Genomic DNA, 26,151 nt, shown 5'->3' with positions numbered 1-26,151 from the left:
GGGGCGGTGTCGGCCCCCACGGTCGGCCGGACCGCTGCTGACCCCGCACCGACGAAGCGGCGGCGGCGGGGGTCGGCGGCAGGAAGGCGTCGTTGATGAACATGGGCAGATCCTGGGGGCGGGCGTGCCGCCCCCGCAATCGAATTACCGCGTGCGATCCCGCTCGCCGCACGGGCGCAGGCGCGGCGCGGCCGTCGGGCGGCCGGGACCTCAGGCCTTCGGGCGGCGGCCGCTGCGGCGGGGCGCGGGCTCGGCGCCGTTCAGCAGGGTGCGGCGGCGCTCCTCGCCGTGCTCCTCGACCTGCATCACCACACTGCGCAGGCCCTCCGCGAGGCCGCGGCACTCCGCGTCGCTGAGCCGCGCGGTGACGAAGGCCTCCTCCTCGTTGAACGCCGGGAACACCCGCCGCATCAGCTCCTCGCCCTTGTCGGTGAGCGCCAGCAGGACCAGCCGGCCGTCCGTGGGGTGGTCCGCCCGCCGCACCAGCCCACGCGACTCCAGGGTGCGCGCCACACCCGTGAGCGTGCCCTTGGAGATGCCCGCCTCCTCCGCCACGTGCCGTGTCTCGGACTCGCCCCACACCCATACGACCCACAGCACCACGAAGGCCGTCCAGGTCAGGTCGGAACCGCGCAGCACGGAGTTCTCCAGGTGCTGCCGCACCGCCGAGGCCGCCCGGTAGACGTTCGCCACCGCCGCCATCTGCTCCCGACGGATCGGAACGCCCCCGAGCTTCGCCGCGGCGAGCTTCTCGGCTTCGGTGATGGATCGCTGGCCGGGCACGGGTGCTCCTGTCGGTCGGTCAGTCGGTCAGTCGGTCGGTCAGTCGGTCGGGCAGTGGGTCGGTCGGTGGGTCGGTCGGTGGGTCGGTGAGTCGGTCGGGCAGTCGGGCAAGCGGTCTTTCGGGTTCAAATTGTACGGAGGGCTCGCTCGAAGACGACCCGGCCGTCGAACACCGTCATGTCGATCCCCACCCCGGTGATGTCGTGCGGGTCGAGGTCCAGCAACGGCCGGTCCAGGACGCACAGGTCGGCCACCTTGCCCACCTCCACGGACCCCTTCCAGTCCTCGGCGAAGTCCTGCCGCGCCGGGTTGATCGTGTACGCGCGCAGCGCCTCGGCGAGTTCCACGCGCTGCTCGGGACCGCTCACCCGGCCGCCGGCCTTCGACTCGCGCAGCAGCATCCCGGCGACGCCCTGACGCCAGTCGGGCTCCGTGATCGGCGCGTCCGAACTGGCGCACACCGGGATGCCCGCCTCGAAGGCCGAGCGGACGGGCCACTCGTACGCCGACCGCTCCGGGCCCACGACCTCCTCCATCAGGTCGGAGATCGTCCACTTGATGGCCGGGTTCATGTTGACGCCGTAGCCACGCGCGGCCAGCCGGGCGAGGCTCCGCCCGCCGATGAAGTCCCCGTGGATGACGTAGTGCCGGGCGTCCGGGCGGGGGGCGGCGTCCTGTGCGGCGAGGAACGCGTCCACCACGGTGTCGATGGCCCGGTCGCCCGTGACATGGACGCCCAGTTGGTAGCCCGCCTCGTGGGCGACGCGGATCATCATGAACAGCTCGTCCACCTGGAGCTCGGGCGTGCGCCCGTGCACGCACAGGGAGCCGTGGCCGCCGTCGAGATAGGGCTCGTTCATCCAGGCCGTACGGTTCGGCGGCACCCCGTCGGCGAAGATCTTCACGCCGATCGCGTTCAGCAGCCGAGAATCCGCGGACTCGGGCCGGTGGAGCTCGGCGAGGCCCTTGCGGACGTCGTCCGTGGAGCCGCCCATGGGCGCGGGCAGGAGGAGGACGCTGACCCGGGCGTGCAGGCCGCCGGTCGCGGCAAGGTCGGCGTACGCGGTCCAGTTGTCCGTGCTCAGGCCGCCGAACAGGGTCTCGGAGCCGCCGGGCCCGAGGCCCGGCTCGGTGTAGCTGGTGATGCCGCGCGAGTGGAGTTCCGCGACGACGTTCCGGATGGCCTCGCGACGCCGGGCGACGGTGGGGGAGGGCAGGGCGGCCTGGAGCAGGACCCCGGCGGCCTCGCGCAGGATTCCGGTGGGCCCGCCCTCGGCGTCCCGGTCGATGACCCCGCCGGCGGGCGCCTCCGTGGAGGCGTCGATCCGGCAACGGCGCAGCGCCTCGCTGTTGGCCCACACCATGTGCTGCGAGAAGTCGGTCAGACAGACGGGGTGGTCGGGCGCCACCGCGTCCAGGTCCGTACGGTGCGGGAAGCGGCCAGGATCGGCGAGGCACTCGGCGAGATAGCCGGGGTCCCAGCCGAGGCCGACGATCCACTCGCCGGGTGCGGCGGCCCGCGCCGCCTCGCCCACGGCCGCCGCGATGCCGGCGATCGAGCCGACCGCCGGGTGGCCGACGTCGAGGGCGAACGGCGGCTTGGCCAGCCCGTACGCGGCGCCGTGCAGATGCGAGTCGTTGATGCCCGGCAGCACGGTCCGCCCCGCCAGCTCGACGATCCGCGTCGCCGGCCCGGCCAGCGCACGCATCTCGGCGTCCGTGCCGACCGCGACGATCCCCCGGCCGCGCACGGCCACACCTTCGGCGACCGTGAAACCGGCGTCGACGGTGATGACCTGACCGCCGGTCAGGATGACGGTGATGACCTGACCGCCGGTCAGGATGAGGGTGGGGGCAAGGGTGGGGGTGGGGGTGCGGGAAGTGTCGCTCACGAGGGCCTCTCTGAATGTCCGAACAGGGGAGGAGACGGAGGAGACTGAGGGGGAGAAGGGGGAGAAGGGGGAGAAGGGGAGGCGGATCGCCGGTCACCGGCTCGCGCGTGGGTCGAACCAGGCGAGCCCGGCGCCCGCCACCAGGGCCGCGCCCTGGGCCATCTGCTGCCAGAACGCGGGCACGCTCAGCAGTGTCAGCCCGTTCTGCAGACAGCCCAGGAACAGCACGCCGAGCAGGACGCCGAGAACCGATCCGGAGCCGCCGCTCAGCGCGACCCCGCCCAGCAGCACCGCGGTCAGCACTGTCAGCTCGAAGCCCGCGCCCGAGGTGCCCGCGACCACGCTGTCTGCAGCCCGAAGCCGGGGCCGCGCAGCCCGCGCACGGTGAGGCGGGCGGCGGGTGACCGGGGTGAGGCGTGGGCCCCTGCCTGCTCCTGACCGGTGGCTTCGCCTCCGGCGCGGCGCCGACCCCGGCCACCGGTCCCGGCGGAGCCGTGGCAGGTACGGGCTTCCGTCCGGGCTTTCGTCCCCGCGTCCGTCCCGGCTTCCGCCCCGGCAGCCGTGGCGACCGTCGAGCCGAGGCCGCCCGCTCCGCCGACGGTGCCCGTGCTCGAAACCGCGCGGCTCGCTGCCGTCCCGCCCCCCGCCGCGCCCGACGGAACCGTTCCACGCCCACCCGTGATCGCCTCGACCAGCTCCCGGCGGTTGTGACCCCCCGTCGCCGAATGATGGGCGACCCGCCCGTCCCGCAGCACGGTGACCGCGTCCGCCAGCCGTTCCACCTCGGCCAGCAGATGGGTGACGTAGACGATGGCGAGACCCTGCCTGCGCAGGTCCTCCACCCGGGCGGCCAGGGCGTCGCTCTCGGTGCCCGACAGGGCAGCCGTGGGCTCGTCCAGGACCAGGACCGAGGCACTGCGGCTGAGAGCCTTGGCGATCTCCACCAACTGCTTCTGGCCCATGGGCAGTTCACCCACCCGGTCGCGCGGCGAGCAGCTCGCGGCGACGCGGTGGAGGAGTTCGGCGGCCACCCGCTCCTGGGCCCGGCGGTCGATGCGGCCGTACCGGGTCCACTCCTGGCCGAGGAAGATGTTCTCGGTCAGGGAGTCGACGACGCTGAGTGTCTGGAAGATGATCGCGACCCCGGCCGCGATCGAGTCGCGGGGGCTGAGCCGGTGATACGGGACGCCGCCCACCTCGATGGTCCCCGCGTCCGGCGGGTACGCGCCGCCGAGGCACTTGATCAGGGTGGACTTGCCGGCGCCGTTGTGTCCGAGGAGGGCGTGCACCGTCGTGAGCAGCCGGACGTCGTGCTTCTTCGCGGCGGCCGTCGAGAGCTTCACCAGCGTGCTGTGGAGCGGGAGTTGGGTGAAGGGGTAGTCCAGGCCGATCCGGGTGAGGGCCGTCGCGGAAGGGGAGGCGCCCGCGGCCTTCGCCGAGCCGGAGCCGCTCTCCGGGGCGCTGCATCCCGTGGCGGCGAGCCCGGTGGTGGCGAGGGCTCCGGTGGTCCACGTGAGGAACTGCCGGCGCGAGGCCGGGACGGCGGAAGGGGGGCGTCTGGTCATGGCGGTGATCTCCAAGGGGACGTGGGCCCGAAAGCGCTGGGCGTCCGGCTGTGCCGCTCAGGAAAGACCCCGGCGCCCGGCCCCGCCATCCGTACAAATACCGAGTGCGTACGGCGGGCGAGCCACGGCGGGCGTCCAGGTCACGGATCGGTGAATGCCTTGTCCACGCATCGCCGCCCCTTCTATCGTTAGGGCCCAAAAGAGCTGTACCGTCCAGTACGGTCTCGGGGCGGCCCCGGGAGGCGCTCGCATGCTCACCCACCACCAGATCGCGGCCGCCACCCGCATCGGCATGCTCACCCGCGAACGGGACACCGCCGCCGCCTGCGCCGAGGCCCTGCGCGAACTCGGCCGAGCCCTGCCCCTCGACGCCGCCACCCTGCTGGAGATCGACCCGGTCACCGGCAGCCATGTGCAGATCGCGGGCGTCGGCTACGACGCCGACGTCTCCGAGGCGCTGGCGGCCGAGTTCGTCGCGACCCCCTGGTACGCCAATGTCCTGCGCAGCGATCTCCCGCCCTCCATCTCCGAGGACGGCGAGGACAGCGAGGACAGCGAGGACGGTGGGGACGGTGGGGACGGTGGGGACGGCGAAGCCGTCGGGGACCCGGGTGAGCGTTACCGCGACGGCTGGTTCTACGCCGAGCGGATCCGCCCGGCGGGCGTCCGCGACGCGGTGACGGGCGCCCTGCGTCACCACGGGCGCCTCGTCGGCCTGATCACCCTCTCCACCGCGACCCCGGGCGCCTACGACACCGGGACCCGCCACCTGCTCGCCTCGCTCCTGCCCGCCCTCGGCGTGCTCGCCCTCGGCGTGCTCGCCGACCCCACGGCCCACGCGGGCCACCTCCACGACCTCCCCGCCGGGGGCGGGGCGAGCCTGGTCGTCGCCGACGAGACCCTGAGACTCCCCGGCCGCGACCCCGCCGGAGTCCTCCAGGACCCCGAGTTCCGCCCTCTCCTGTGCGCCTTCGCCGACTCCCACGGCACCCGGTTGCGCCTGCTGTGGCCCGTGGGGCCCGACTGGTACCGGGTCACCCTCCGCCGCCACACCCTCGGCACCGCCGTCTTCCGCCGGGCGGTCCTCGTGCACGAGGCACCCACCCCCCTGCCGCACGGTCTCTCCCCGCGCGAACTGGAGGTGCTGACCCGGGCGGCCACGGGCCGGACGAACCAGGCCATCGCCCAGGCGCTGTTCCTCTCCCCGCGCACCGTGCACACCCATGTCGAGCACCTGCTGCGCAAGACCGGCGCCGCCTCCCGCGCCGAGGCCACCGCCCTCGCCGTACGGGACGGACTGCTCCGCCCGACCGCCGTCGACGTCGAACGCTTCGTCGAGAGGGCACTCGGGGACTGAGCCGGGTTCAGTAGGGTCGACGGGTGACTACGCGTACGAATCAGGCCGGAGCCGGAGCCGGAGCCGGAGCCGGGCCCGGACAGGGCGGGAGACCCTTCCTCTACGTCGTCGTCTGCGCGGCCGGCGTCGCGGTGGACGTCGGCAGGCTGATCACCGCCGCCCAGGAGCGGGACTGGGAGGTCGGGGTCATCGCGACGCCCGTAGCCATGGGCGGCTTCTTCGACACGGCGGAGGTCGAGGCGCGGACCGGCCGCCCGATCCGTTCCGCCTGGCGGTCGCCGGGCGACCCGCGCCCCTTCCCGCCGCCGGACGCCGTCGTGGTCGCACCCGCCACCTTCAACACCCTCAACAAATGGGCGGCGGGCACAGCCGACACCCTCGCGCTCGGCACGCTGTGCGAGGCGTACGGCCTCGGTGTCCCCATCGCCGTACTGCCCTGTGTGGCCGACGCCCTGGCGGCCCACCCGGCGTACCGCGCCGGCCTGGAACGGCTGCGCGGTATGGGTGTGCGGTTCGGCGACCCGTACGGCGGTGAGGCCGAAGAGGACGGCAGGCGTGAGGAGTTCCACTGGGAACGGGCCCTCGACCTGCTGACGGCGGACGGGAACGGCGGGCCCGTCACGCGCTGACGACGGGTCCCGTCACACGTCGAGGTCCTCGGCCGTCCCCCTCGGCAGCCGACAGGGCACAGATCAGGACGGTCGTGGACGCGCTCGGCGCCAACCTCGCCGAGACCCGCACCATCATCCGCGACCTCACCCCGCCCGCCCTGGAACACGACGACCTCACGGCCGCCCTGCGCTCCCTCTGCGCCCGCGACACGGCCACCCCCGTACATGTGGAGTTCCGCACCAAGGCACCCGGCGACCTGCCCCCGGACCGGGCCGCCGCCCTGCTCCGCGCGGCCCAGGGCCTGCTGGCCAACGCCTGCCAACACGCCCGCGCCCGGCACGTCTGGGTCACCCTCGACCACCGCGACACCACCACGGTCGCCGTCGAAGTACGGGACGACGGCGTGGGCTTCGACCCGGCGGCGACGGCGGAGCCGGGCGAGCGAGGCCTCGGCCTGACCGCCGGCCGGGAGCGGCTCGGCGCCCTCGGCGGCTCGCTCACCGTCCGCAGCGCACCCGGCCGAGGCACCCTGGCCCGCGCCACCCTGCCCGTGGTGGGCGCCTTCGCCCTGGCGGGCCGCCGGTGAGCACCCCGGCCCCTCCGCCGCTCCGAGTCCTGATCGTGGACGACCACGTCGTCGTACGCGCCGGGCTGCGCGCCCTCCTCACCGGCGAACCCGGCTTCGATGTCATCGGCGAGACCGGCGACGGCGAGACGGCCGTGCGCCTGGCCGCGCGGCTGAGCCCCGACGTGGTGCTGATGGACCTCCGCCTGACCGACGACACGGCCCCCGGCGACCGGGCGGGCGGCCTCGACGCGACCCGGCGGATCACCGCCGAGGCCCCCGGCACCCACGTCGTCGTGCTCACCAGCTCCGGCACCCAGGCCGACGTCGTACGGGCGATGTCGGCCGGCGCGCGCGGCTACGTCCTCAAGGCGGGCCCGCCCGAGGAACTGTTCCGGGCCGTACGCGCCGCGGCGGCCGGAGGCATGGGTCTCGCCCCGGAGGCCGCCGGACACCTCGCCGGTCGCCTGACCGATCCGGGGGCCGTTCTGAGCGACCGGGAGATCGAGGTCGTACGGCTGCTCGCGCGGGGCCACAGCAACCGGTCCATCGCCGCCGCCCTGCATCTGACCGAGGCGACGATCAAGACCCACCTCGTCCGCGTCTACCGCAAGCTCGGCACCGAGAACCGGGCGGGCACCGTGTCCGAGGCGGTCCGGCGGGGCCTGCTCGAACTCGGCTGAGCCGGTGCGGGCGGACGCTCAGGCGCAGCCGACCGTGGGCCCCGCCAGCATGCCGCCCGTGTACAGGTTCTGCCCCTGCGGGATCCAGTAGCCCAGCTTCGAGACGATCGTGCCGCAGGTGTCCTTCACCGAGACCCGCACGGTCACGGTGGTGGAACGGCCCGGCTGGAGCCCGGTGAGGGCACAGTCCACGACGTGCGGTGTCCGCTCCGCCGACGGAAAGCGGCCCGGCAGTGGATTCCCGCACCGCGCGTCGGACGTGGTGAGCTCCATCCCCACGCCCTCCTCCCCGATCAGCCCGAACCGCGCGCTGTCGTCGCCCCGCTCACTGTCCCGGGCCACGGTGTACGTCAGCGTCGTCACGGAATCGCGCCGCAGGGCGCCCCCGTCCACCTCGACCCGGTGGGTGGGGTCCGGCTTGGGCGCGGTCAGGGTGAGCGTGGCGTGCACCTCGCCGCGCAGGTCGACACCGGCGGGCGCCGAGCGCACCCGCACGAAGGCGCTGATGTCGTACGTGCCGGGCCCCGGGTAGTCCCGGCCGCCGGGCAGCGGCCCCGAGGCGACCGGCCGGCCGTCGCGACGCGCGGTCCAGGTACCGGCGGTCAGGCAGGTGAACGGGCCTTCCCCGCCCGGGTGTTCGCAGGCGGCCGGGGCGGAGACGGACAGTGTCGGGGTGCCGTCGGTCGCGCACAGGCTGACGGACGCCCGCTGCCCGTCCTCGCCGCGCAGGGTGCCCGCCGGCACACACAGCGTCGAGGGAGCGGCCGGTCCCGGGGGAGCGGCGGTGGGGTGACCCGGCGTGGACGCGGCCGGGGCGGCCAAGCCGGTGGCGGCGGCCAGCACGGCCGCCGCCACCAGCCCACGGTGCGTCGCACGGGGTTTCGTCCAGGACATCAGGCGTGGCATGGGCACCGCTTCCTCCGGTACGACCTACGACTCACGGCCGCGACCGGCCCGGCGCCGGTCAGGTGCCACGAGGATGCGGGAGCGCCCGACCGTGCCCTCGCCTCCCACGCCGCGCTGTCACCTGGCTGCCGGAGCGGGATGCGGGTGTTCATGGCCGCCCGCTGTCCTTCGCGCTCCGGGTCGCCGTCAGTGGGCGCCCGCCGCCTCGAACTCCGTGCCGCACGGGCCGGCCCCCTCGCTCTCCGGCAGGGGATGGGACTCGCCGTTCATGGTGAGCGCGTCGTAGTAGCGCCCGATGCGTTCGGCGGAGCGCCCCATGTAGTGGCCGATGAAGGAGCGACGGAAACGGTCGGTGGTGCGGTTGGGCTGGGAGCCGTGCACGAGGCTGCCGTTGAAGAAGAGGACGTCGCCCGGCGCCATGTCGACGGGTACGGGGGCCAGGCCGGGCGGCGGCGGTACGTACTCGCGGACGAAGGACACCACCGAGTCCGCCTCCTCCGGACAGAACAGGTCCATACGATGCGTCCCCGGCACGACCTCCAGGCCGCCGTTGTCCCGGTCGATCACGTCGCAGGCGATCCACGCCGCCACACAGGTGCCCGGCTCGACCCGCAGATAGAAGTTGTCCTGGTGCAGCGCCTGCCCCCGGGCGCCCGGCGGCTTGAAGTAGAACATGCTCTGCGCGGCCAGGACCTCCTCCCCGAGCAGCCCTTGGAGGATGTCCCGCAGCCGGACGTCGAGGAGCACCCGCAGCGACAGGTCGTCGATGCGGTGCGGGTGCATGACCCGGGGGTGGACGTGCAGCGGGTCGGCCGGTGCTTCGGCCGGTCCTTCGGCCGTGGGCGGGCGTGGCTCGAAGTGCCCCGGCACCGGGCCGCCCGCCGTGAGGGCCGTGAACCGGCCGCACAGCTCATCGGTCTCGGCGGGCGGGAACAGCCCCCGCACCACCACATAGCCGTTCTCCTCGAACTCGCCCCTGTGCATGCCCTCGAACTCGCTCTTGCCTGTGACTGTCATCCGTGCGTCCCTTCCCACCGTCGTCAACCGTGCTCCACGCTAGGTCCGAGCGCTGTTCGGGAGGATGCCTGTGCGTGCTGACGACCTGCCTGAGACTGCTGTCACTGCCGATCCGTCACCGCCGCCCGGCCAGGTGATCATCGGGCGGTTCGACTCGCGGCCGCCGTACGCCGTGAACCGGCCGCGCGGCGCGGGCAGCTGGCTGTTCACCTGGACCACGGGCGGTGAAGGCCTGCTCAGGCAGGGCGCGGCGGAGACGGCCGCGGGCCCGGGTGACCTCGTGGTCCTCGGCCCGGACGTAGCGCAGCACTACGCGGTGCGGCCCGGCGCCGGGCACTGGGCGTTCTGGTGGGTGCACTGCCAGGCGCGGGCGTCCTGGACGGTCTGGCTGCGCCCGCACGGGAACGGCGACCGGCTCTACGCCGTCCCGTCGGCCCCCGGCGGAATCCGCGAGCGCGTCGACGCGGCCTTCCGAAGGATGCTCGCCGACGCCCGCTGGACCGGGGAGGGCACACCGCCGTCGCCGGAATCCGCTGCCGTGGACGGCGAGATCGCCGTGGCGCACGGCGCGGCGGCCCGCGAACTCGCCCTGTGCTCCCTGGAGGAGATCGTGCTGCTCACCGCCGCCCGGGCCGAGCCCCGCCGGGCGGGGGTGGACCCGAGGATCCGCCGGGCCGAGGACCTGATCACCGCCGACCCCGGCGCCCCGCACACCGTCCGCACCCTCGCCGAGTGCGTCGCCCTCTCCCCGTCCCGCTTCGCGCACCTCTTCACCGAACAGCTCGGCCACTCCCCGATGCGCGCCCTCCGCCACGCCCGCCTCCGCCACGCCGCCCGGCTCCTGGAGGCCACCGAACTGCCCGTCGAACGGGTGGCCGCCGCCTCCGGGTTCGGCAGCCCGTTCCACTTCAGCCGAGCGTTCCGGCAGCGCTACGGGGCGCCGCCGGGGGAGTACCGGCAGGGGCTGAGGGACGCCGGCTCCGGCTGAGGCCGGCGGCCCGGCACAGGGAGCGGCGCCGGAGAACTCCCCGAGGAGCACGGCGGGGACGGCGCCCGTGCCGAGCGCCTCACTCCTCCGACAACGTCAGCTCCGCCCAGATCGTCTTGCCGTCCTCCGTGTGCCGGCTGCCCCACCGCTGGGTCAGCTGGGCCACGAGCAGCAGGCCGCGCCCGCCCTCGTCGAAGGTCTTGGCGCGGCGCAGATGCGGGGCCGTGCCGCTGCCGTCCGACACCTCGCAGATCAAGGTGGTCTCGTTGTGGATGAGCCGCAGCTGGATCGGCGGCGCGCCGTGCCGGATGGCGTTGGTGACCAGCTCGCTCACGACCAGTTCCGCCGTGAACGCCGACTCGCTGATGCCCCACAGCGCCATCTGCGTCAGGACGTACTGGCGGGTCCGCGAGACGAACGCCGGGTCGGCCGGTATCGCCCAGGTCGCGACCTGCGCCGCCTTGAGCCCACGGGTGCGGGCCAGCAGCAGGGCCACGTCGTCGGGGGCGCCGTTCGGGGGCAGGAGGGACTGGACGACGTCCCGGCAGATGTCGTCCAGCGGGCCCTTGCGGCCGGACAGGGCCCTGGCCAGCAGCTCCTGACCGGCGTCGATGTCCCGGTCCCGGGTCTCGATCAGTCCGTCGGTGTAGAGGGCGACGACGGTGCCCTCGGCCAGTTCGAGCTCGGCGGACTCGAAGGGCAGTCCGCCGAGACCCAGGGGCTGTCCCGACGGCACATGCACCTCCATGGGCTGTCCGTCCGGGTCCAGCACGACCGGCGGCGGGTGCCCGGCCCTGGCGAAGGTGCAGCGGCGGGTCACCGGGTCGTAGACGGCGTACAGGCAGGTGGCGCCCACCTCGCCCGTCACACCTTCGCTGCCGGCCTCCGCGGACAGCCGTACGACGAGGTCGTCGAGGTGGGTGAGCAGCTCGTCCGGGGCGAGGTCGACGTCGGCGAGGGTGCGTACGGCGGTCCGCAGGCGGCCCATGGTGGCCGAGGCCTGGACGCCGTGCCCTACGACGTCGCCGACGACCATGGCGACCCGCATCCCGGAGAGCGGGATGACGTCGAACCAGTCGCCGCCGACCCCGGCCTGGGCCGCCGGAAGGTACCGGGAGGCGGCCTCCAGGGCGGGCATCCGGGGCAGGGTCTGGGGCAGGAGGCTGCGCTGGAGGGCGAGGGCCGTCTCCCGCTCGCGGGAGTAGCGGCGGGCGTTGTCGATACAGACGGCGGCCCGGGCCGTCACCTCCTCGGCGAGCAGTTCGTCGTCGGCGGTGTACGGGTCGAGCCGCTTGAAACGGGTCAGGACGGCCACGCCGAGGGTGGTGCCCCGGGCCCGGATCGGTACCGACATGGTGGTGTGGATGCCCAGCTCCTTGACCCGGGCACCGCGCTTGGGGTCCCAGGCGAGCCAGTCCACCAGCGTGTTGGCCGGGTCCGTCGCCACGACGGTGTGCCCGACCGACAGAGACGCCGCCTGCGGCGAGGTGGCCGGGTAGACATCCGTGCCGTCCACCTCGACCACCGCCTCGGGACAGCCGGGAGTGATCGACTGGTGGGCGGCACGGCGCAGCGTGAAGGGCGCGGAGAGCGGGCCTTCGAGGGGTTCGTCGCCGTGGTCGACGGACTGCATGAGGTCGACGCTGACGAAGTCGGCGAGGGCCGGGACGCACACGTCGGCCAGCTCCTGGGCGGTACGCCGGACATCGAGGGTGGTGCCGATGCGGATGCTCGCCTCGTTCACCAGCTGCAGTCGCTGCCGGGCCAGGTACTGCTCGGTGATGTCGTGCCCGGTGACGCAGACCCCGATCGGCACACCGGAGTCGTCGGTGAGCGGGGCGATCGCCGCCGACCAGGCGTGGGCGCGGTTCTCGTCGGCGGCCCGCAGGAAGGTCTGTACGTCCACGCGCCGGCCCCGGGCGAGCACCTCGCGCAGCTGCTGCTCCAGCCGTTCGCCCTGCCGTCCGCCCACGATCTCGGACATGTGCAGGCCCCGGAGGTTCTCCTCGTGCATCCCCACGGCGTCCGCCATCACGTCGTTGATACCGCGCAGCCGGAGCCGGTCGTCGAAGACCGCCATGGCGCACGGCGACTGGACCATGACCGCCGCCGCCAGCGGATCTTCCCGCACCAGCGGGCCGGGATCGTCCAGCGGGCAGAGAATGAGCCAGCCGCCGCTGCCGTCCCCGTCCTTCGGCCTCCGGCGATGGGCCAGGAGCCACGCGGACACCTTCTGACCGTCACGGTGACGCAACGTGAGCGTGCCGCTCCAGATGAGGCTGCCCGGCGGGGGCGGCAGCAAAGAGCCCCCCTCGGCCAGCAGCTCCTCGGCGGGGCGTCCCACGACTTTCTCGGCGGGCCAGCCCAGCAGGCGGGTGGCGCCCTCGCTCCACTCGACGATGGTGCCTTCGCCGTCCATGACCGCCCGCGCGGTCGCGGCACCGTCCAGGGCATACGCAGGTGCATCACCGTGCGTTACCTTGCGGCTCCTCATCGTCGCGAGTTCCATTCCGCCGGACCGAACTGGCTTACGGGCGAAATCGAGCCTATGCGCTACGCCGGGAAAGCGGACCGGAAACCCACAGCCCTGCGGAGTTTGCGGTGCCGACGTTCGCCAAGTGATACGAGGGGCTCTTGACGTCCCTGGGGCACGTCGTCAGATTCTGTTTGGTCACGATCAATTGTGAGTGCTTGTGGGGCCTTGTGCTTCACGGCTCCCGGAACGTCCACCCGCACGTTCGACGAAGGGAACACCATGACCGTCACACGCAGGTCCTTACTCATCACGGGCGCCGCCGCCCCGATGGCGGGAGGGCTGACGGGCACCGCGGCCGCCGCGGCCCGGGCGAGACCCTCGTCCACCGGCCGCGGCATCCCGCTCCGCGACGGCTGGCGCTTCGCCCTCGTCAACCCGGGCGGCATCACCGACCCGACCGGCGAGTACACCGACGCCGCGAACCCCGGCCACGACGACTCGGCCTGGCGCCAGGTCGCCGTCCCGCACGACTGGAGCATCGAGCTCGCCCCGACCACCCAGCACAACACCACCAGCGGCACCGGCTTCTTCCCCGGCGGCCTCGGCTGGTACCGCAACACCTTCATCCTGCCGCCCGCGCTCGCGGACAAGCGGGTCTCCGTCGAGTTCGACGGCGTCTACATGGACTCGTACGTCTACTGCAACGGCACCGAGGTCGGCCGCCACCCCTACGGCTACACCGGCTTCGCCTTCGACCTCACCGACCTGCTGCACACCGACGGCACCACCGAGAACGTCATCGCGGTCAAGGTCCAGAACCGGCTTCCCAGCAGCCGCTGGTACTCCGGCAGCGGCATCTACCGCGAGGCCCGCCTCGTCGTCACCGACCCGGTCCACGTGGCGCGCTGGGGCACGTACGTCACCACGCCGGACATCACCGAGGAGCGCGCCCTCGTCCGCGTACGGACCTCCGTGGCGAACGCCTCCGGCGATGCGGCGGACGTCGAGGTCGTCTCCCGGATAGTCGACGCCCGGGGCCGCACCGTCGCCCGTACCTCCTCCACGGTGGCGGTCACCGACACGGCGACCGAGACCCATGAACTCACCGTGCGAGACCCGAAGTTGTGGGACTTGGCGACGCCGCACCGCTACACCCTGAAGACCGAGCTGAGGGTCGGCGGCAGAACCACCGACACCCACCGCACGACCTTCGGCATCCGTACCTTCCGGTTCGACCCGGACGAGGGCTTCCACCTCAACGGCACCCCGCACAAGATCAAGGGCGTCGACCTCCACCACGATTTGGGCGCGCTCGGCGCCGCCGTCAGCGCCGACGCGATCCGTCGGCAGATGACGATCATGAAGTCGATGGGGGTCAACGCCTTCCGCACCTCGCACAACCCGCCCTCGCCGGAGATGATCGAGATCTGCGAGGAACTGGGCATCGTGATGACGGTGGAGGCCTTCGACTGCTGGAAGAGCCCCAAGACCCGCTACGACTACGGCCGTTTCTTCGACGAGTGGGCCGACCGGGACGCCACCGAGATGGTGCTGGCGGCCCGCAACTCGCCCGCCGTCCTCATGTGGTCGGTCGGTAACGAGGTCTCCGAGTTCACCTCCACCGCCGGCCTCGCGATGGCGGACCGGCTGATCGCCGCCGTCAAGGCCGCCGACGACACCCGCCCCGTCGTCATCGGCTCCCACCGCCACCGCAGCGTCCCCGCCCCCGGCACCCCGGGCGACCTGATCCTGGCCAAGCTCGACGGCCTCGGCCTCAACTACAACACCGCCAAGTCGGTGGACGCGCTGCACGCCCGCTATCCCCACCTGTTCCTCTTCGAGTCGGAGTCGTCCTCGGAGACGTCCACCAGAGGCGTCTACCAGGAGCCGGAGCGCCTCAACACCGGAGAGAACCACACCCCCGGCAAGCGGGGCGTCTCGTCGTACGACAACAATCTCGCCTCCTGGACCATGAGCGGCGAGTACGGGCACAAGAAGGACCGCGACCGGAAGTGGTTCGCCGGGCAGTTCCTCTGGTCCGGCATCGACTACATCGGCGAGCCCACGCCGTACGACGTCTTCCCGGTGAAGGCGTCCTTCTTCGGCGCCGTCGACACGGCCGGCTTCCCCAAGGACATGTACTACCTGTTCCAGAGCCAGTGGATCAGCGAGCCCATGGTGCATCTGCTGCCGATGAGCTGGAACCACGAGAAGGGCGAGACGGTCGAGGTATGGGCGTACTCCAACGTCGACACCGTCGAGCTGTTTCTCAACGGAAGGTCCCTCGGGACACGGAAGTTCGACGAGAAGAAGACCGTCGACGGGCGGCCCTACCTGGAGACCACCGAGGCGACCGGCGACGACAAGACCTTCACCGACGGCCCCTATCCCGGCAGCTACACCAGCCCCAACGGCAGTGCCGGGAAACTGCACCTCACCTGGAAAGTCCCTTACGCGCCGGGTGAGTTGAAGGCGGTGGCGCGCCGGAACGGCAGGACGGTCGCCACCGACGTCCTGCGCACCGCCGGCGAACCGCGCGCCGTGCGCCTGACCGCCGACCGCAAGTCCCTCGCGGCGGACGGGCGTTCACTCGCCTTCGTCACCGCCGAGGTCGTCGACGCCCGGGGCACCGTCGTGCCCGACGCCCAGCACCTGATCTCCTTCGACGTGAAGGGAGGCTCCCTGGCCGGGCTCGACAACGGCCGCGAGGAGAGCGCCGAGCGCTACCAGGCCACCACCCGGACCGCGTTCGGCGGCAAGGCGCTCGCGATCGTACGGTCCGGGACCGAGTCCGGTTCGGTGAAGGTGACGGCAGAGGTGGCGGGCCTGCGCACCGGAAAGGTGACCGTCAGGGCCACCGCGGCACGGGGCGGGTCGGCCACCCCGGCCGCCGAATTCGCGCCCGACCATCCGGCCGCCCCGAACTACCCGCTCGCCGACGCCAGTTACTCAGGGCGCCCCGACACCCTGCCCGCCGCGATGCTCGACGGCGACCCCGCCACCGGCTGGTCCAACGCCTTCCTCAAGGCGGCCACGGCCCTGCTGCCCGCGTTCAGTGCTGCCCGGCCCGAGGACTGGGTGTCGGTCGACTGGGGGAGGACCCAGAGGGTCGACCGGGTCGAGGTCTCCTTCACCGTCGACGCCGGTCACACGCTTCCCGAGACCGTCGAAGTCGCGGTGTGGGACGGCAGACGGTACGTTCCCGCCGAGAGCACGAAGGTCGACTGGGCCACGGCCTCCGACACCCCCACGGCGATCACGTTCACCCCGCTGCGCGGCACCCGGATCCGGCTCACGCTGACCAGCCGCCATCCGGGCGAGGCACGCGGCGCGCTGCGGATCGGCAGACTGGACGTCCTCGCACTCTGACCACGGGTGACGCACAGCCGCGTCCCCCTGGGGAGCCGCCGCGTCGGTCCGGACGGAAAACCAGCCCCGTCCGGACCGTTGACGGACAGTCATGTCTCGCACAGCATGGCCATCGTCCGCATCTGGGAGCGCTCCCACGCCACCAGTCGCAATCCGTCACCGCTGTGCGCCCCCACCTCCCCCGAGGAGCCCAGACGTGAAACGACGCAGAACCACCCTGCTCGCCATAACGGCCCTCCTCGCGGCGGCGCTCACCGCGCTGCCCACCGGCTCGGCCCAGGCCGAGGAGGTCGAACAGGTCGAGAACGGCACTTTCGACACCACCACCGCCCCCTGGTGGACGACCGGCAACGTCACCGCCGGCCTCACCGACGGCCGCCTCTGCGCCGACATCCCCGGCGGTACCACCAACCGCTGGGACGCGGCCGTCGGCCAGAACGACATCACCCTCGTCAAGGGCGAGTCGTACCGGTTCGCCTTCTCCGCGTCCGGCACACCCCAGGGCAACGTCCTGCGCGCCATCGTCGGCCTGTCGGCGGCCCCGTACGACACCTACTTCGAGGTGAGCCCGCAACTGAACGTCTCGGGCGACTCGTACTCCTACACCTTCACCTCGCCCGTCGACACCACCCAGGGCCAGGTCGGCTTCCAACTCGGCGGCAACGCCGCCCCGTTCACCTTCTGCATGGACGACGTGTCGCTGCTCGGCGGGGTCCCGCCGGAGGTGTACGAGCCCGACACCGGGCCCCGGGTGCGCGTCAACCAGGTCGCCTATCTGCCCGCCGGGCCGAAGAACGCCACCCTGGTCACCGACGCCGCCGCGAAACTGCCCTGGCAGCTGAAGAACGCCTCGGGCGCCGTGGTCGCCCACGGGCGGACCACCCCGCGCGGCGTCGACGCCTCGTCCGGGCAGAACGTCCACTCGATCGACTTCGGCGCGTACCGGGCGCGCGGCACCGGCTTCACGCTGGTCGCCGACGGTGAGACCAGCCGCCCGTTCGACATCGACCCGAGCGCGTACGAAAGGCTGCGGCTCGACTCGCTGAAGTACTACTACACCCAGCGCAGCGGCACCGCGATCAGCGACGACCTGCGCCCCGGCTACGGCCGAGCCGCCGGCCACGTCGATGTCGCGCCCAACCAGGGCGACGGTGAGGTGCCCTGCCAGCCCGGCGTCTGCGACTACACGCTCGACGTCACCGGCGGCTGGTACGACGCCGGCGACCACGGCAAGTACGTCGTCAACGGCGGCATCTCCACCTGGGAGGTGCTGGGCACCTACGAGCGCTCCCTGTACGCCCGCACCGGGCAGAGCGAGAAACTCGGCGACGGCTCGCTGAACATCCCCGAGAGCGGCAACAGGGTGCCGGACCTGCTGGACGAGGTCCGCTGGGAACTGGACTTCCTGCTGAAGATGCAGGTGCCGGACGGGCAGCCACTCGCGGGCATGGCCCATCACAAGATCCACGACGAGCAGTGGACCGGCCTGCCCCTGATGCCGAGCGACGACCCGCAGAAGCGCGAACTGCACCCCCCGAGCACCGCGGCCACGTTGAACCTCGCCGCCACCGCCGCACAGGCCGCCCGCCTCTACCGCCCGTACGACCGCGCCTTCGCCGCGAAGGCACTCGACGCGGCCCGGACGGCCTGGGCAGCGGCCCTCGAACACCCCGCGATCCACGCCTCCGAGAGCGACGGCATCGGCGGCGGCACCTACTCCGACAACAACGTCACCGACGAGTTCTACTGGGCGGCCGCGCAGCTGTACCTCACCACCGGCGAGAAGGCCTTCCAGGAGTACGTCCTAGACTCACCCGTCCACACCGCCGACATCTTCGGCGGCCTCGGCTTCGACTGGGCCCGCACGGCCGCCGCGGGCCGCCTCGACCTGGCGACCGTCCCCAGCAGACTCCCCGGCCGTGACAAGGTCCGCCAGTCGGTGATCAAGGGCGCCGACCGCTACCTGGCCACCCTGAAGGCACACCCGTACGGCATGCCGTACGCGCCGGGCGACAACCTCTACGACTGGGGCTCCAACCACCAGATCCTCAACAACGCGGTCGTCATCGCCACGGCGTACGACATCAGCGGGGCGTCGAAGTACCGCGAGGGCGCCCTCCAGAGCATGGACTACCTCTTCGGCCGCAACGCCCTCAACATCTCCTACGTGACGGGCTACGGCGAGGCCGACGCCCGCAACCAGCACAGCCGCTGGTACGCCCGTCAGCTCGACCCGGACCTCCCCAACCCGCCGCGCGGCACGCTCGCCGGAGGCCCCAATTCGAGCATTCAGGACCCTTTCGCGCAAAGCAAACTCCAGGGCTGCATAGGCCAGTTCTGCTACATCGACGACATCCAGTCCTGGTCGACCAACGAACACACGATCAACTGGAACGCGGCGCTGGTCCGGATGGCGTCGTTCGTGGCGGACCAGACCTGAGCCCCGCGTGAGTCCCTTGTACGAACGTGCGCGGTCGATGTCCCCCGGGACGTCGGCCGCGCCCTTGCGGTGCCGGTACCGCATCGCAGGCCATGTGACCTGGGACTATTTACGGGTAAGTACCCGCGCGGTACCGTTGACGCATGCCAGCTCTGAATGTGGAGTTCAGCGACCGTGAGCTAGAGGACCTGCGGCAGATAGCCAAGGAGCGCGGTACGTCGATGAAGGCGCTCGTGCGTGAGGCGGCCGCGGCCGACATAGTGCGACACCGGGCGCTGAAAGAGGGCGCGGAGGCGTTCCGACAGTTCTTCAGCGCGCACGCCGACGAGTTCGCCGCCGCCTTCCCGGACGACGAACCCGCCGCGAAGGTGGAAGGACGGGCCGTCTGACCGATGGCTCCCGTCATTCACATCGACGTGCCCTGGCTGCTCCAGCGACACGAAGAGGTCATGCCCGAGCAGCCCACCATCAACGACTTCTCCGCACTCGTCGCCGCCGTGGCCCGGCACCGCGTCGATCCGCCGCGCCTCGGCGTCGACACCGACCCGGCCTGGCGGGCCGCCGCGCTGCTGCACACCCTCGCCCTGCTCAAGCCCCTGCCGGCCGCCAACGCCCGCTTCGCCTGCGCGACGGCCGTGGCGTACATGTTCGTCAGCGGCGTCGGCATCGACCCGCCGTACGGGGCCCTGGTGGACCTCGCGCGCGACCTGCTCTCCGGGAAGACGGACATCTACGGCGCGGCGGACCGGCTGCGGTCCTGGCAGATCTGAGCGGGCGACGTATGAGCATCCGCAGGGTTCAAGAGGGCATAGAGGGCACGGACGGCGAAGTGATCAGTACTCCAGTTCGGGGCGCAGGCGCAGCGGGCCGCCGACCTCGTGGAGGTGCCGCAGTACCTGGGCGTAGGAGTCGAAGAGCCCGGTCTGGTGGTACGCGATGCCGTGCCGGGCGCAGTACGCGCGCACGAGTTCCTGGGCATGGCGCAGGCTGGGCCGCGGCATGGAGGGGAACAGGTGGTGTTCGATCTGGTAGTTGAGCCCGCCGAGTGCGAAGTCGGTGAGTCGGTGACCGCGGATGTTGCGTGACGTCAGTACCTGCCGACGCAGGAAATCGACTTTGTCGTCCTTGGCGAACAGGGCCATGCCCTTGTGGTTGGGGGCGAACGAGCATCCCATGTACAGGCCGAACAGCCCTTGGTGCACGAGGAGGAAGACCACGGCCTGGACGGGAGACAGGACCAGGAACAGGGCGGCCAGATAGCCGACGAGATGCGCCGTCAACAGTCCCGCCTCGGCCAGCTTGGTCGCCCGCGAGGTCGCGGCGCCGGTGCGGTCGAGCAGCGCCCGTACGCCGGCGACGTGCAGGGCGAGTCCTTCCAGGAGCAGCATCGGGAAGAACAGCCAGGCCTGGTGACGCGCCAGCCACGCGTACGCTCCGGTGCGGACGCGGGCGTGGTCCTGGGTGAAGGCGATCGCGCCGTCGGCGATGTCGGGGTCGCGGTCGACATGGTTGGGGTGGGAGTGGTGCCGGTTGTGCTTGGCGATCCACCAGCCGTAGCTGAGGCCGATCAGCAGGTCGGCGTGCACGCGGCCGAGCAGGTTGTTGACGCGCTTGGAGGCGGCGATCTGGTGGTGTCCCGCGTCGTGCCCTATGAACCCGGTCTGGGTGAACATCACCGCGAGGAAGGCGGCGGTCACCAGCTGCCACCAGGACTGCCCGATCAGCGCGAACGCGGTCCAGCCGGCGGCCAGCAGAAGCAGGTTCACGCCGACCTTGACGGAGTAGTAGCCCGGGCGCCGTTTCAGCAGCCCGCTCTGCTTCACCTCGCGGGACAGCGCGGCGTAGTCGCTGCCCCGGCCGCCGGCCGGGGCTTCGCCCGTCGCGGTGTGGTGTGCCGGGACGGTGCTCCGGTCGCTGATCTCTGTGGTCAAGGAGTTCCTTTCGGGGCGCACGGGGCGTTGCCCACGGCGCGAGGGGCGGGGGGCCGGATGTGGCACCCGTCGGGGATCGGTGTGAACGCAGCGCGAGCAGGCCCCCATCCCGCGGCTGTCGGTCGCCGGCCGTCGGAGGGAACCCGTAGACGACGAAACGCCCGCTGCCAGAACTCCGCGGGCGCTTCCACGTTCGCAAACTTCAACGACCACCACTCGGCCCAACGTCCGGTGCGCCGGAAATGTTCCCGGTTGAGCCGGGAAGGGCTCGGTGACGCCCCGGCGGCTCGGCTCCGGGGCGTCAGGCATCCGGCACGTGCCGGGTCCGGAGGGGAGTACGGTTGCGGCACCGAGCGCACCTCGCACGCCGTCATCAGTTTCGGCGTCGCCCTCGGGCAACGGCACAGGTCGGGCGTACATCGGATCCGGCCGGAAACGAGCCGCACCATGTTTCCTGGCTCGCACTGTCACGCCGTCTTCCGTATCCGGTCCCGCGCGGCGCGGTAGCGGATGTCCCGGTTTCCGGGACATCCGCGAGGCATTCTTGCGTCTCGCGCACGGCCCTGTACCGATCAGCACTGCTCTGAACCGATCAGCACCGCTTTGCACCGATCAAGAGGATGCGGGACGCATGTATTCACAGGACTCGATCTCCGGCCGCCGTCGCGGCCGTCCCGAACCGACCGCGGAGATGCTCTCCGGACTGGCCTGCCTCATCTGCGGCACCGACTACCGCAACGTACCCGAACCGGAGGCGGTGGTGGTTTCCCACCGCGACGACAAGCAGCTCCTCGCCTGCCACGGGACGTGCGCACGCATGGCGAGCGGGTCGGTCGACGGTCTGGACGAAACGCCCCTCCCGCTGGCCGAGCGGGTCCGCAGGCACGGGGCCGCCGGCTCCTGAGGCGGATATCGGGCAGCCACAACAAGCACGCGAAGAGCGAAGCGAACGAAATGATGAGGAAGCGTATGAGCCTGATGAGTCTCGGAGTACTCGCCTCCTCCCGCAAGGAGAACGAGTTCCGCCTGCCGTTGCACCCCGCTCACCTCGACCGGATCGCCCCGGACGTACGCGAGAGGATCTTCCTCGAACAGGGCTACGGCGAACGGTTCGGTGTCGCCGACGACACGCTCGGACCGCTCGTGGCGGGCCTGCGCTCGCGCGAGCAGCTCCTCGCCGAATGCGATGTGCTGATGCTGCCCAAACCCATGCACGAGGACGTCGCCGCGCTACGTGAGGGCCAGGTGCTGTGGGGATGGCCGCACTGCGTGCAGGACGAGAAGCTGACCCAGCTCGCCATCGACAAACGGCTGACCCTGATCGCCTGGGAGGCCATGAACCACTGGACGTCCACGGGCGCCTTCAGCGTCCATGTGTTCCACAAGAACAACGAGCTCGCGGGCTACTGCTCGGTGCTGCACGCCCTGCAGCTCGGCGGGCTGACCGGCAGCTACGGGCGGCGTCTGCGTGCCGTGGTCATCAGCTTCGGCGCCACGGCGCGCGGAGCCGTCACGGGCCTGGGCGCCATGGGGGTTTCCGACGTCACGGTGCTCACCCAACGTGCCGCGGCAGCGGTCGCCTCGCCGATGCCCTCGGTCGTGATGGGTCACTTCGAGCACCAGGAGGACGATCCGTCGCGCCTGCGGGCATTCACCGCGGCCGGTTCCGTGCCGCTGGCGGAGTACCTGGCCGGGTTCGACATCATCGTCAACTGCGTCTTGCAGGACACCGACGCGCCGCTCACGTTCGTCACCGAAGAGGAACTCGCCCTGTTCCGGCCGGGGACCTTCTTCATCGACGTCGCCTGCGACGAGGGCATGGGCTTCGAATGGGCCCGTCCGACCACCTTCGGCGAGCCCATGCCCGCGGTGGGGCCGGGCTGCCACTACTACGCGGTGGACCACAGTCCGTCCCACCTGTGGAACTCCGCCACCTGGGAAAACAGTGAGGCGCTCCTTCCCTACCTGCGCAAGGTCATGAGCGGCCCCACGGCATGGGACACCGACGTCACGGTCAGAAAGGCCATCGAGATCCGCGACGGCGTCGTCCAGAACCCGAAGATCCTCTCCTTCCAGCACCGGACAGCCGCCTACCCCCACACACCCGAGAGCCTGGCCCCCGCCCTCACCCCGGTGCCGCGCTCCTCCGCGCAGCCGGCCTGACACAGCCCGAACCGGGCGTGGTCACTTCCCCTGCGGGAGCGTCACCGTCCGGTCAACCTCCTTCACGGCGCTGCCCTCGTGGATGGCGAGAGACCGGGATCGCAGACGCATGGACACGTGCTCTGAGAGATCCGCCGTCCCCGGGGCCGCCGACCGAGGGCGGGAGGAACACGGTCGGCGGTCCGTTTCGCGCGGGAGAGCCGCCGTTTCGCGCGAGGCCTTCAGAGGCGGCCGTTTTCAGTGAACAACGAACCACACCCGCACCGGGAGCGTGCGCGGGCCGCCGGGGAGTGCGCACGGTTCACACGGGGTGCTTGGAAGCTTGAATTTTCAGCGAACCGGAAGGCTTCGTTCTGCTAAGCGGAGGGCTTCGTACCGGTCATCTGACCTGCTTTTAGTGATGCGGATGTTGCCCAAGTGCCTTGTTAGCCATGAGTAACTTGTGCAAGGGTGAACTTCCTGCGCATGGGCAATGGCCCGGCCAGAAAGGCCATTTGGCTTTTCCGGTCGCCGAAGGGCCCAAAAGGCTCAAGGTCGGCGGTCATCGTGCGGCTCGGCCTCCGACCCGCTTTCCCGGCGCCCGCCAAAAAGGTACGCACCAATCCAGGGCCCTTTTCGGCGGCCACAACTCCGTGTGCCATCTTGCGCCTTGGAAGGAACCCGCTCTGTGCACACCCCCCACCCTCCCCGCCCCACATATGCGCCCGCGCCCGGACCGGTCCCCGGCGAGTCCGACGAGACTCTCGCCGCCCGGCTGAGGGGCTGGCCGGACGGCGGCACCGGCGACCCGGTCGCCCTGTTGATGGCGCGTCACTGGCAACCGACGTACGACTATGCGGTCATCTGCCTCGCCACCGGGTCCGCTGTCGCCTCGATGGTGGCCGCGACCGCGTTCCACCGGGTGCTCGACGGGCTGATGCGGGGCGAATCCGGAGTCGCCCTGCGGCCCCGGCTCCTGGTCGCGGCGCGCGACACCGTCAAGGAGTGGTCCGCCGAAGGAGGAGTGTCCGGTGTGCTGCCGGACCTGAGGAAACCCGCAGGCGGCCGCGGTATGCGGGCGGCGAAGTCCATGACGCCCGAAAATCGCAAGCTCGTCGAGCGCTCTTTCCAGGCCCTCCCGGCGGTCGCCCAGTGCTTGCTGTGGCACACCGAGGTAGAAGCAGAAATGATAACCATACCCACTGGTCTGCTGGGTCTGGACACGGACAGCGCGGCGGCCACGCTGGAACAGGCGCGCGACAAATTCCGTGAGGGCTGCGTCCGCGCGCATCGCGAACTCGCGCCGTCCAAGGATTGCCGCTTCTACAACCGGCTCCTCGACGTGCCGATTCGACGCGGCGGCGCCCTGCTGCCGGATGTCCAGCAGCATCTGCTGGAGTGCCGCTACTGCCGTTACGCCGCCGAGCAGCTCAGCCATTTCGAGGGCGGTCTCGGCGGGGTCATCGCCGAGGCCGCCCTCGGCTGGGGCGCCCGGCGCTATCTCGACTCCCGTCCCGGCCGCATGCCGTACAAGGGCAACTCAAGACGTCCGGGCAACGGCGGTCGCCACCGCCTGCTCTCCCAGATCCCCGCGCAGCGCCGCCGGCTCACCTCCTCGGCGCGCAGTCCCAGGGCGCTGCTCACCGTCGGCGTCTCCTCGGGTGCGCTGCTCGCGGCCATCCTCGGTGCCGCGCTGCTGTCGGACGACGGCAGCGGCGCCGCTCCCGCGGCCTCCAGCGGAGTGGCCACGGCGCCGGACACCGGCCCCGGGAACACCACCTCCGACTCCGCCTCACCGACGCCGCCCGCCATGGCCGGGCAGCCCACGGCACCGCAGCAGACCCGGCTGCGCAACCAGGCCGCCGATCTGTGCCTCGACATCCAGGGCGGTGAGGCCGAGAAGGGAGCCTCCACCGAACTCGCGGTGTGCTCCTCCGACTGGACCCAGAAGTGGTCGTACGAGGAGGACGGACTGCTGCGCAGTGTCGCGGACCCCGAACTGTGCCTCGACTCCCAGGTGGACGCCGGTGTCCTCGTTCTCGGCACGTGCGCGGACGAGGACTCCCGGCGTGGGGACGATGTGCGCTACGACTTCACCGTGCGGGGCCAGTTGCTGCCCCGGTGGGGGGAGGGGCTCGCCGTCGCCCCCACCGTCTCCGAGCCCAAGGCCGATGTCGTCGTCAAGATCCGCGACGACTCCGACGCGCAGCGGTGGCTCACCGACGGCGTGACCGCCAGCCCCGAGTCCTTCTCCGTCTCGGGCTCCGAGGTGCCCCCGCCCGAGACCGAGCCCGTCACCGACGAGCCGGGCGCGGGCGTCGACGACGCGACCCCGTCGCCGGGGGCGAAGAAAACGGCTTCCCCCGTGCCTGGTTCCTCCGTGGAGGCCGAGCGGGGCGGCTCGATCCTGTCGGTCGGCGACGGTACGACCACGGGGTCCGACTCCGACTCCGAGTCAGGGACGGGCGCCGAGTCCGTGCTGCCGCTGACGTCGCTCGAACTTCCGGAGCTTTTGTCGGGGTTGGGGCTGTAGAGGGTCACTGGGGCGGCGGGGACGGTTTTTTCGCCCCCGCCGCCCTTACCCGTCCCATCCCGTTCCTGGGGGCTGCCGCCCCAGACCCCCGCTGTCGGCCTGAACGGCCCTGTCCTCAAACGCCGGACGGGCTGGGGGTGCCCGGGGCTCTGCCGGGCGGGTCCTCCGAGGGCTGAAGCGGAATGTTTCAGGCCGATTGCTCAGCCGTGGAGATCCGGCCATCTGCAAACTCCGGACGATCAAGAACCGCTCAGATTCGGGGTTTGCTTGGTCGAATTCCGTAACTTCACGCCACTGATTGAATACTAAAAGTTACCGAAACCTGTGGGGTCGATGTGTGTTCCGGCCTCGGACCCGGCAGACTCGCGCTCGCCGATACGGCACCGATCGGACGGGTCTCGCATACACGACACATGTGGCGAAGCCGTCCGGTGACTCCAGCAGAGCGGAAGGATGCACACCATGCCGAACACCGCGCGTTGGGCAGCGACTCTCACCCTGACGGCCACCGCTGTCTGCGGACCCCTCACGGGTTCCGCGGTCGCCGCCCCCGAGCCCACGACGTCCGGGCTCTACGCCCCCTCGGCCCTGGTCCTGACCACGGGCCACGGTGAGAGCGCGGCCACCGTCACCCCCGCGCGCGCGGTCACCCTGACCTGCGCGCCGAAGCCGTCCGGCACGCACCCGGCGCCCGCCGAGGCCTGTGCCGAACTCCGGAGCAGCGGCGGGGACCTCGACGCGCTGGCCGGCAGAACCGGGGTGATGTGCAACAAGCAGTACGACCCCGTCGTCGTCACCGTCCAGGGTGTCTGGCAGGGCAGGCGCGTCGCGTACGAGCGCACCTTCGGCAACCCGTGTCTGAAGGAGGCCGCCGCGAGCGTCCTCTACGCCT

At 71.6% G+C, this 26,151-nt stretch carries 21 protein-coding genes; 13 read left to right on the top strand and 8 right to left on the bottom strand.

The window, feature by feature from the left end:
• Nucleotides 1-210: 210 nt before the first annotated feature.
• From I8N67_RS21785 to I8N67_RS42800, 4 genes are all read right to left on the bottom strand, one after another.
• Entirely contained in the window at nucleotides 211-783 is a 573-nt protein-coding gene (locus I8N67_RS21785) for a MarR family winged helix-turn-helix transcriptional regulator (protein ID WP_200304846.1), read from the bottom strand.
• 125 nt (nucleotides 784-908) lie between these two features.
• Nucleotides 909-2,606 carry an amidohydrolase gene (locus I8N67_RS21775; protein WP_307835314.1) on the bottom strand — a complete coding sequence of 566 codons (1,698 nt, stop codon included), beginning with the start codon at nucleotides 2,604-2,606 and terminating at the stop codon, nucleotides 909-911.
• A 162-nt stretch (nucleotides 2,607-2,768) separates the two neighbouring features.
• Nucleotides 2,769-3,017, bottom strand: a complete 249-nt coding sequence (locus I8N67_RS21770) for an ABC transporter permease (RefSeq protein WP_234046073.1) — start codon at nucleotides 3,015-3,017, stop codon at nucleotides 2,769-2,771.
• Nucleotides 2,981-4,240, bottom strand: a complete 1,260-nt coding sequence (locus tag I8N67_RS42800; protein ID WP_234046072.1) for an ATP-binding cassette domain-containing protein — start codon at nucleotides 4,238-4,240, stop codon at nucleotides 2,981-2,983. Before I8N67_RS42800 ends, I8N67_RS21770 begins: the two co-directional genes overlap by 37 nt.
• Before the next feature lie 250 nt (nucleotides 4,241-4,490).
• On the opposite strand from I8N67_RS42800, the gene I8N67_RS21760 reads away from it, so the two are divergent.
• From I8N67_RS21760 to I8N67_RS21745, 4 genes are all read left to right on the top strand, one after another.
• Nucleotides 4,491-5,597, top strand: coding sequence for a helix-turn-helix transcriptional regulator (locus I8N67_RS21760; protein ID WP_200304845.1), 1,107 nt, complete (start codon nucleotides 4,491-4,493; stop codon nucleotides 5,595-5,597).
• Between the two features lie 23 nt (nucleotides 5,598-5,620).
• Complete coding sequence (locus I8N67_RS21755; protein ID WP_200304844.1) at nucleotides 5,621-6,226, top strand: flavoprotein; 606 nt, start codon at nucleotides 5,621-5,623, stop codon at nucleotides 6,224-6,226.
• Between the two features lie 74 nt (nucleotides 6,227-6,300).
• Nucleotides 6,301-6,795, top strand: a complete 495-nt coding sequence (locus I8N67_RS42795; protein ID WP_307835312.1) for a sensor histidine kinase — start codon at nucleotides 6,301-6,303, stop codon at nucleotides 6,793-6,795.
• The gene (locus I8N67_RS21745) at nucleotides 6,792-7,457 is read left to right on the top strand and encodes a response regulator (RefSeq protein WP_200304843.1); all 666 of its coding nucleotides are present in this window, start codon (nucleotides 6,792-6,794) and stop codon (nucleotides 7,455-7,457) included. The genes I8N67_RS42795 and I8N67_RS21745 overlap by 4 nt, the downstream gene beginning before the upstream one ends.
• 18 nt (nucleotides 7,458-7,475) lie before the next feature.
• Here the strand turns inward: I8N67_RS21745 and I8N67_RS21740 are convergent, their stop codons facing one another.
• The gene (locus I8N67_RS21740; protein ID WP_234046071.1) at nucleotides 7,476-8,363 is read right to left on the bottom strand and encodes a hypothetical protein; all 888 of its coding nucleotides are present in this window, start codon (nucleotides 8,361-8,363) and stop codon (nucleotides 7,476-7,478) included.
• Between the two features lie 186 nt (nucleotides 8,364-8,549).
• Complete coding sequence (locus I8N67_RS21735; protein ID WP_200304842.1) at nucleotides 8,550-9,380, bottom strand: phytanoyl-CoA dioxygenase family protein; 831 nt, start codon at nucleotides 9,378-9,380, stop codon at nucleotides 8,550-8,552.
• Nucleotides 9,381-9,444: 64 nt separating this feature from the next.
• On the opposite strand from I8N67_RS21735, the gene I8N67_RS21730 reads away from it, so the two are divergent.
• A complete protein-coding gene (locus tag I8N67_RS21730) occupies nucleotides 9,445-10,368 on the top strand; it encodes a helix-turn-helix domain-containing protein (protein ID WP_200304841.1) in 924 nt (307 codons plus the stop codon).
• 79 nt (nucleotides 10,369-10,447) lie between these two features.
• On the opposite strand, the gene I8N67_RS21725 is transcribed toward I8N67_RS21730, so the two are convergent.
• Nucleotides 10,448-12,862 (bottom strand): SpoIIE family protein phosphatase, encoded by a 2,415-nt coding sequence (locus tag I8N67_RS21725; protein WP_200304840.1) that lies wholly within the window; start codon nucleotides 12,860-12,862, stop codon nucleotides 10,448-10,450.
• Nucleotides 12,863-13,123: 261 nt separating this feature from the next.
• Here I8N67_RS21725 and I8N67_RS21720 point away from each other — a divergent pair, with 261 nt between their 5' ends.
• From I8N67_RS21720 to I8N67_RS21705, 4 genes are all read left to right on the top strand, one after another.
• Nucleotides 13,124-16,213, top strand: coding sequence for a glycoside hydrolase family 2 TIM barrel-domain containing protein (locus I8N67_RS21720; RefSeq protein ID WP_200304839.1), 3,090 nt, complete (start codon nucleotides 13,124-13,126; stop codon nucleotides 16,211-16,213).
• Nucleotides 16,214-16,409: 196 nt separating this feature from the next.
• A complete protein-coding gene (locus I8N67_RS21715) occupies nucleotides 16,410-18,653 on the top strand; it encodes a glycoside hydrolase family 9 protein (RefSeq protein WP_200304838.1) in 2,244 nt (747 codons plus the stop codon).
• 143 nt (nucleotides 18,654-18,796) lie between these two features.
• A complete protein-coding gene (locus I8N67_RS21710) occupies nucleotides 18,797-19,042 on the top strand; it encodes a hypothetical protein (RefSeq protein WP_200304837.1) in 246 nt (81 codons plus the stop codon).
• A gap of 3 nt (nucleotides 19,043-19,045) precedes the next feature.
• The gene (locus I8N67_RS21705) at nucleotides 19,046-19,423 is read left to right on the top strand and encodes a toxin Doc (RefSeq protein ID WP_200304836.1); all 378 of its coding nucleotides are present in this window, start codon (nucleotides 19,046-19,048) and stop codon (nucleotides 19,421-19,423) included.
• A 63-nt stretch (nucleotides 19,424-19,486) separates the two neighbouring features.
• On the opposite strand, the gene I8N67_RS21700 is transcribed toward I8N67_RS21705, so the two are convergent.
• Entirely contained in the window at nucleotides 19,487-20,572 is a 1,086-nt protein-coding gene (locus I8N67_RS21700; RefSeq protein WP_200304896.1) for a fatty acid desaturase family protein, read from the bottom strand.
• Nucleotides 20,573-21,215: 643 nt separating this feature from the next.
• On the opposite strand from I8N67_RS21700, the gene I8N67_RS21695 reads away from it, so the two are divergent.
• The 4 genes from I8N67_RS21695 to I8N67_RS21680 all read left to right on the top strand — a co-directional run.
• Nucleotides 21,216-21,488 (top strand): hypothetical protein, encoded by a 273-nt coding sequence (locus I8N67_RS21695; RefSeq protein WP_200304835.1) that lies wholly within the window; start codon nucleotides 21,216-21,218, stop codon nucleotides 21,486-21,488.
• 65 nt (nucleotides 21,489-21,553) lie between these two features.
• Nucleotides 21,554-22,747: a N(5)-(carboxyethyl)ornithine synthase gene (locus tag I8N67_RS21690; protein WP_200304834.1), complete on the top strand. Its 1,194-nt coding sequence runs from the start codon at nucleotides 21,554-21,556 to the stop codon at nucleotides 22,745-22,747.
• Between the two features lie 667 nt (nucleotides 22,748-23,414).
• Nucleotides 23,415-25,259, top strand: coding sequence for a ricin-type beta-trefoil lectin domain protein (locus tag I8N67_RS21685; RefSeq protein WP_200304833.1), 1,845 nt, complete (start codon nucleotides 23,415-23,417; stop codon nucleotides 25,257-25,259).
• A 462-nt stretch (nucleotides 25,260-25,721) separates the two neighbouring features.
• Nucleotides 25,722-26,151 (top strand): protease inhibitor (locus tag I8N67_RS21680; protein WP_200304832.1); only part of this gene is annotated, 430 nt, incomplete at its 3' end.

The sequence above is a fragment of the Streptomyces adelaidensis genome (assembly GCF_016598475.1).
Classification (GTDB): Bacteria; Actinomycetota; Actinomycetes; order Streptomycetales; family Streptomycetaceae; genus Streptomyces; species Streptomyces adelaidensis.
This window is presented reverse-complemented; position numbering and strand designations above follow the sequence as displayed.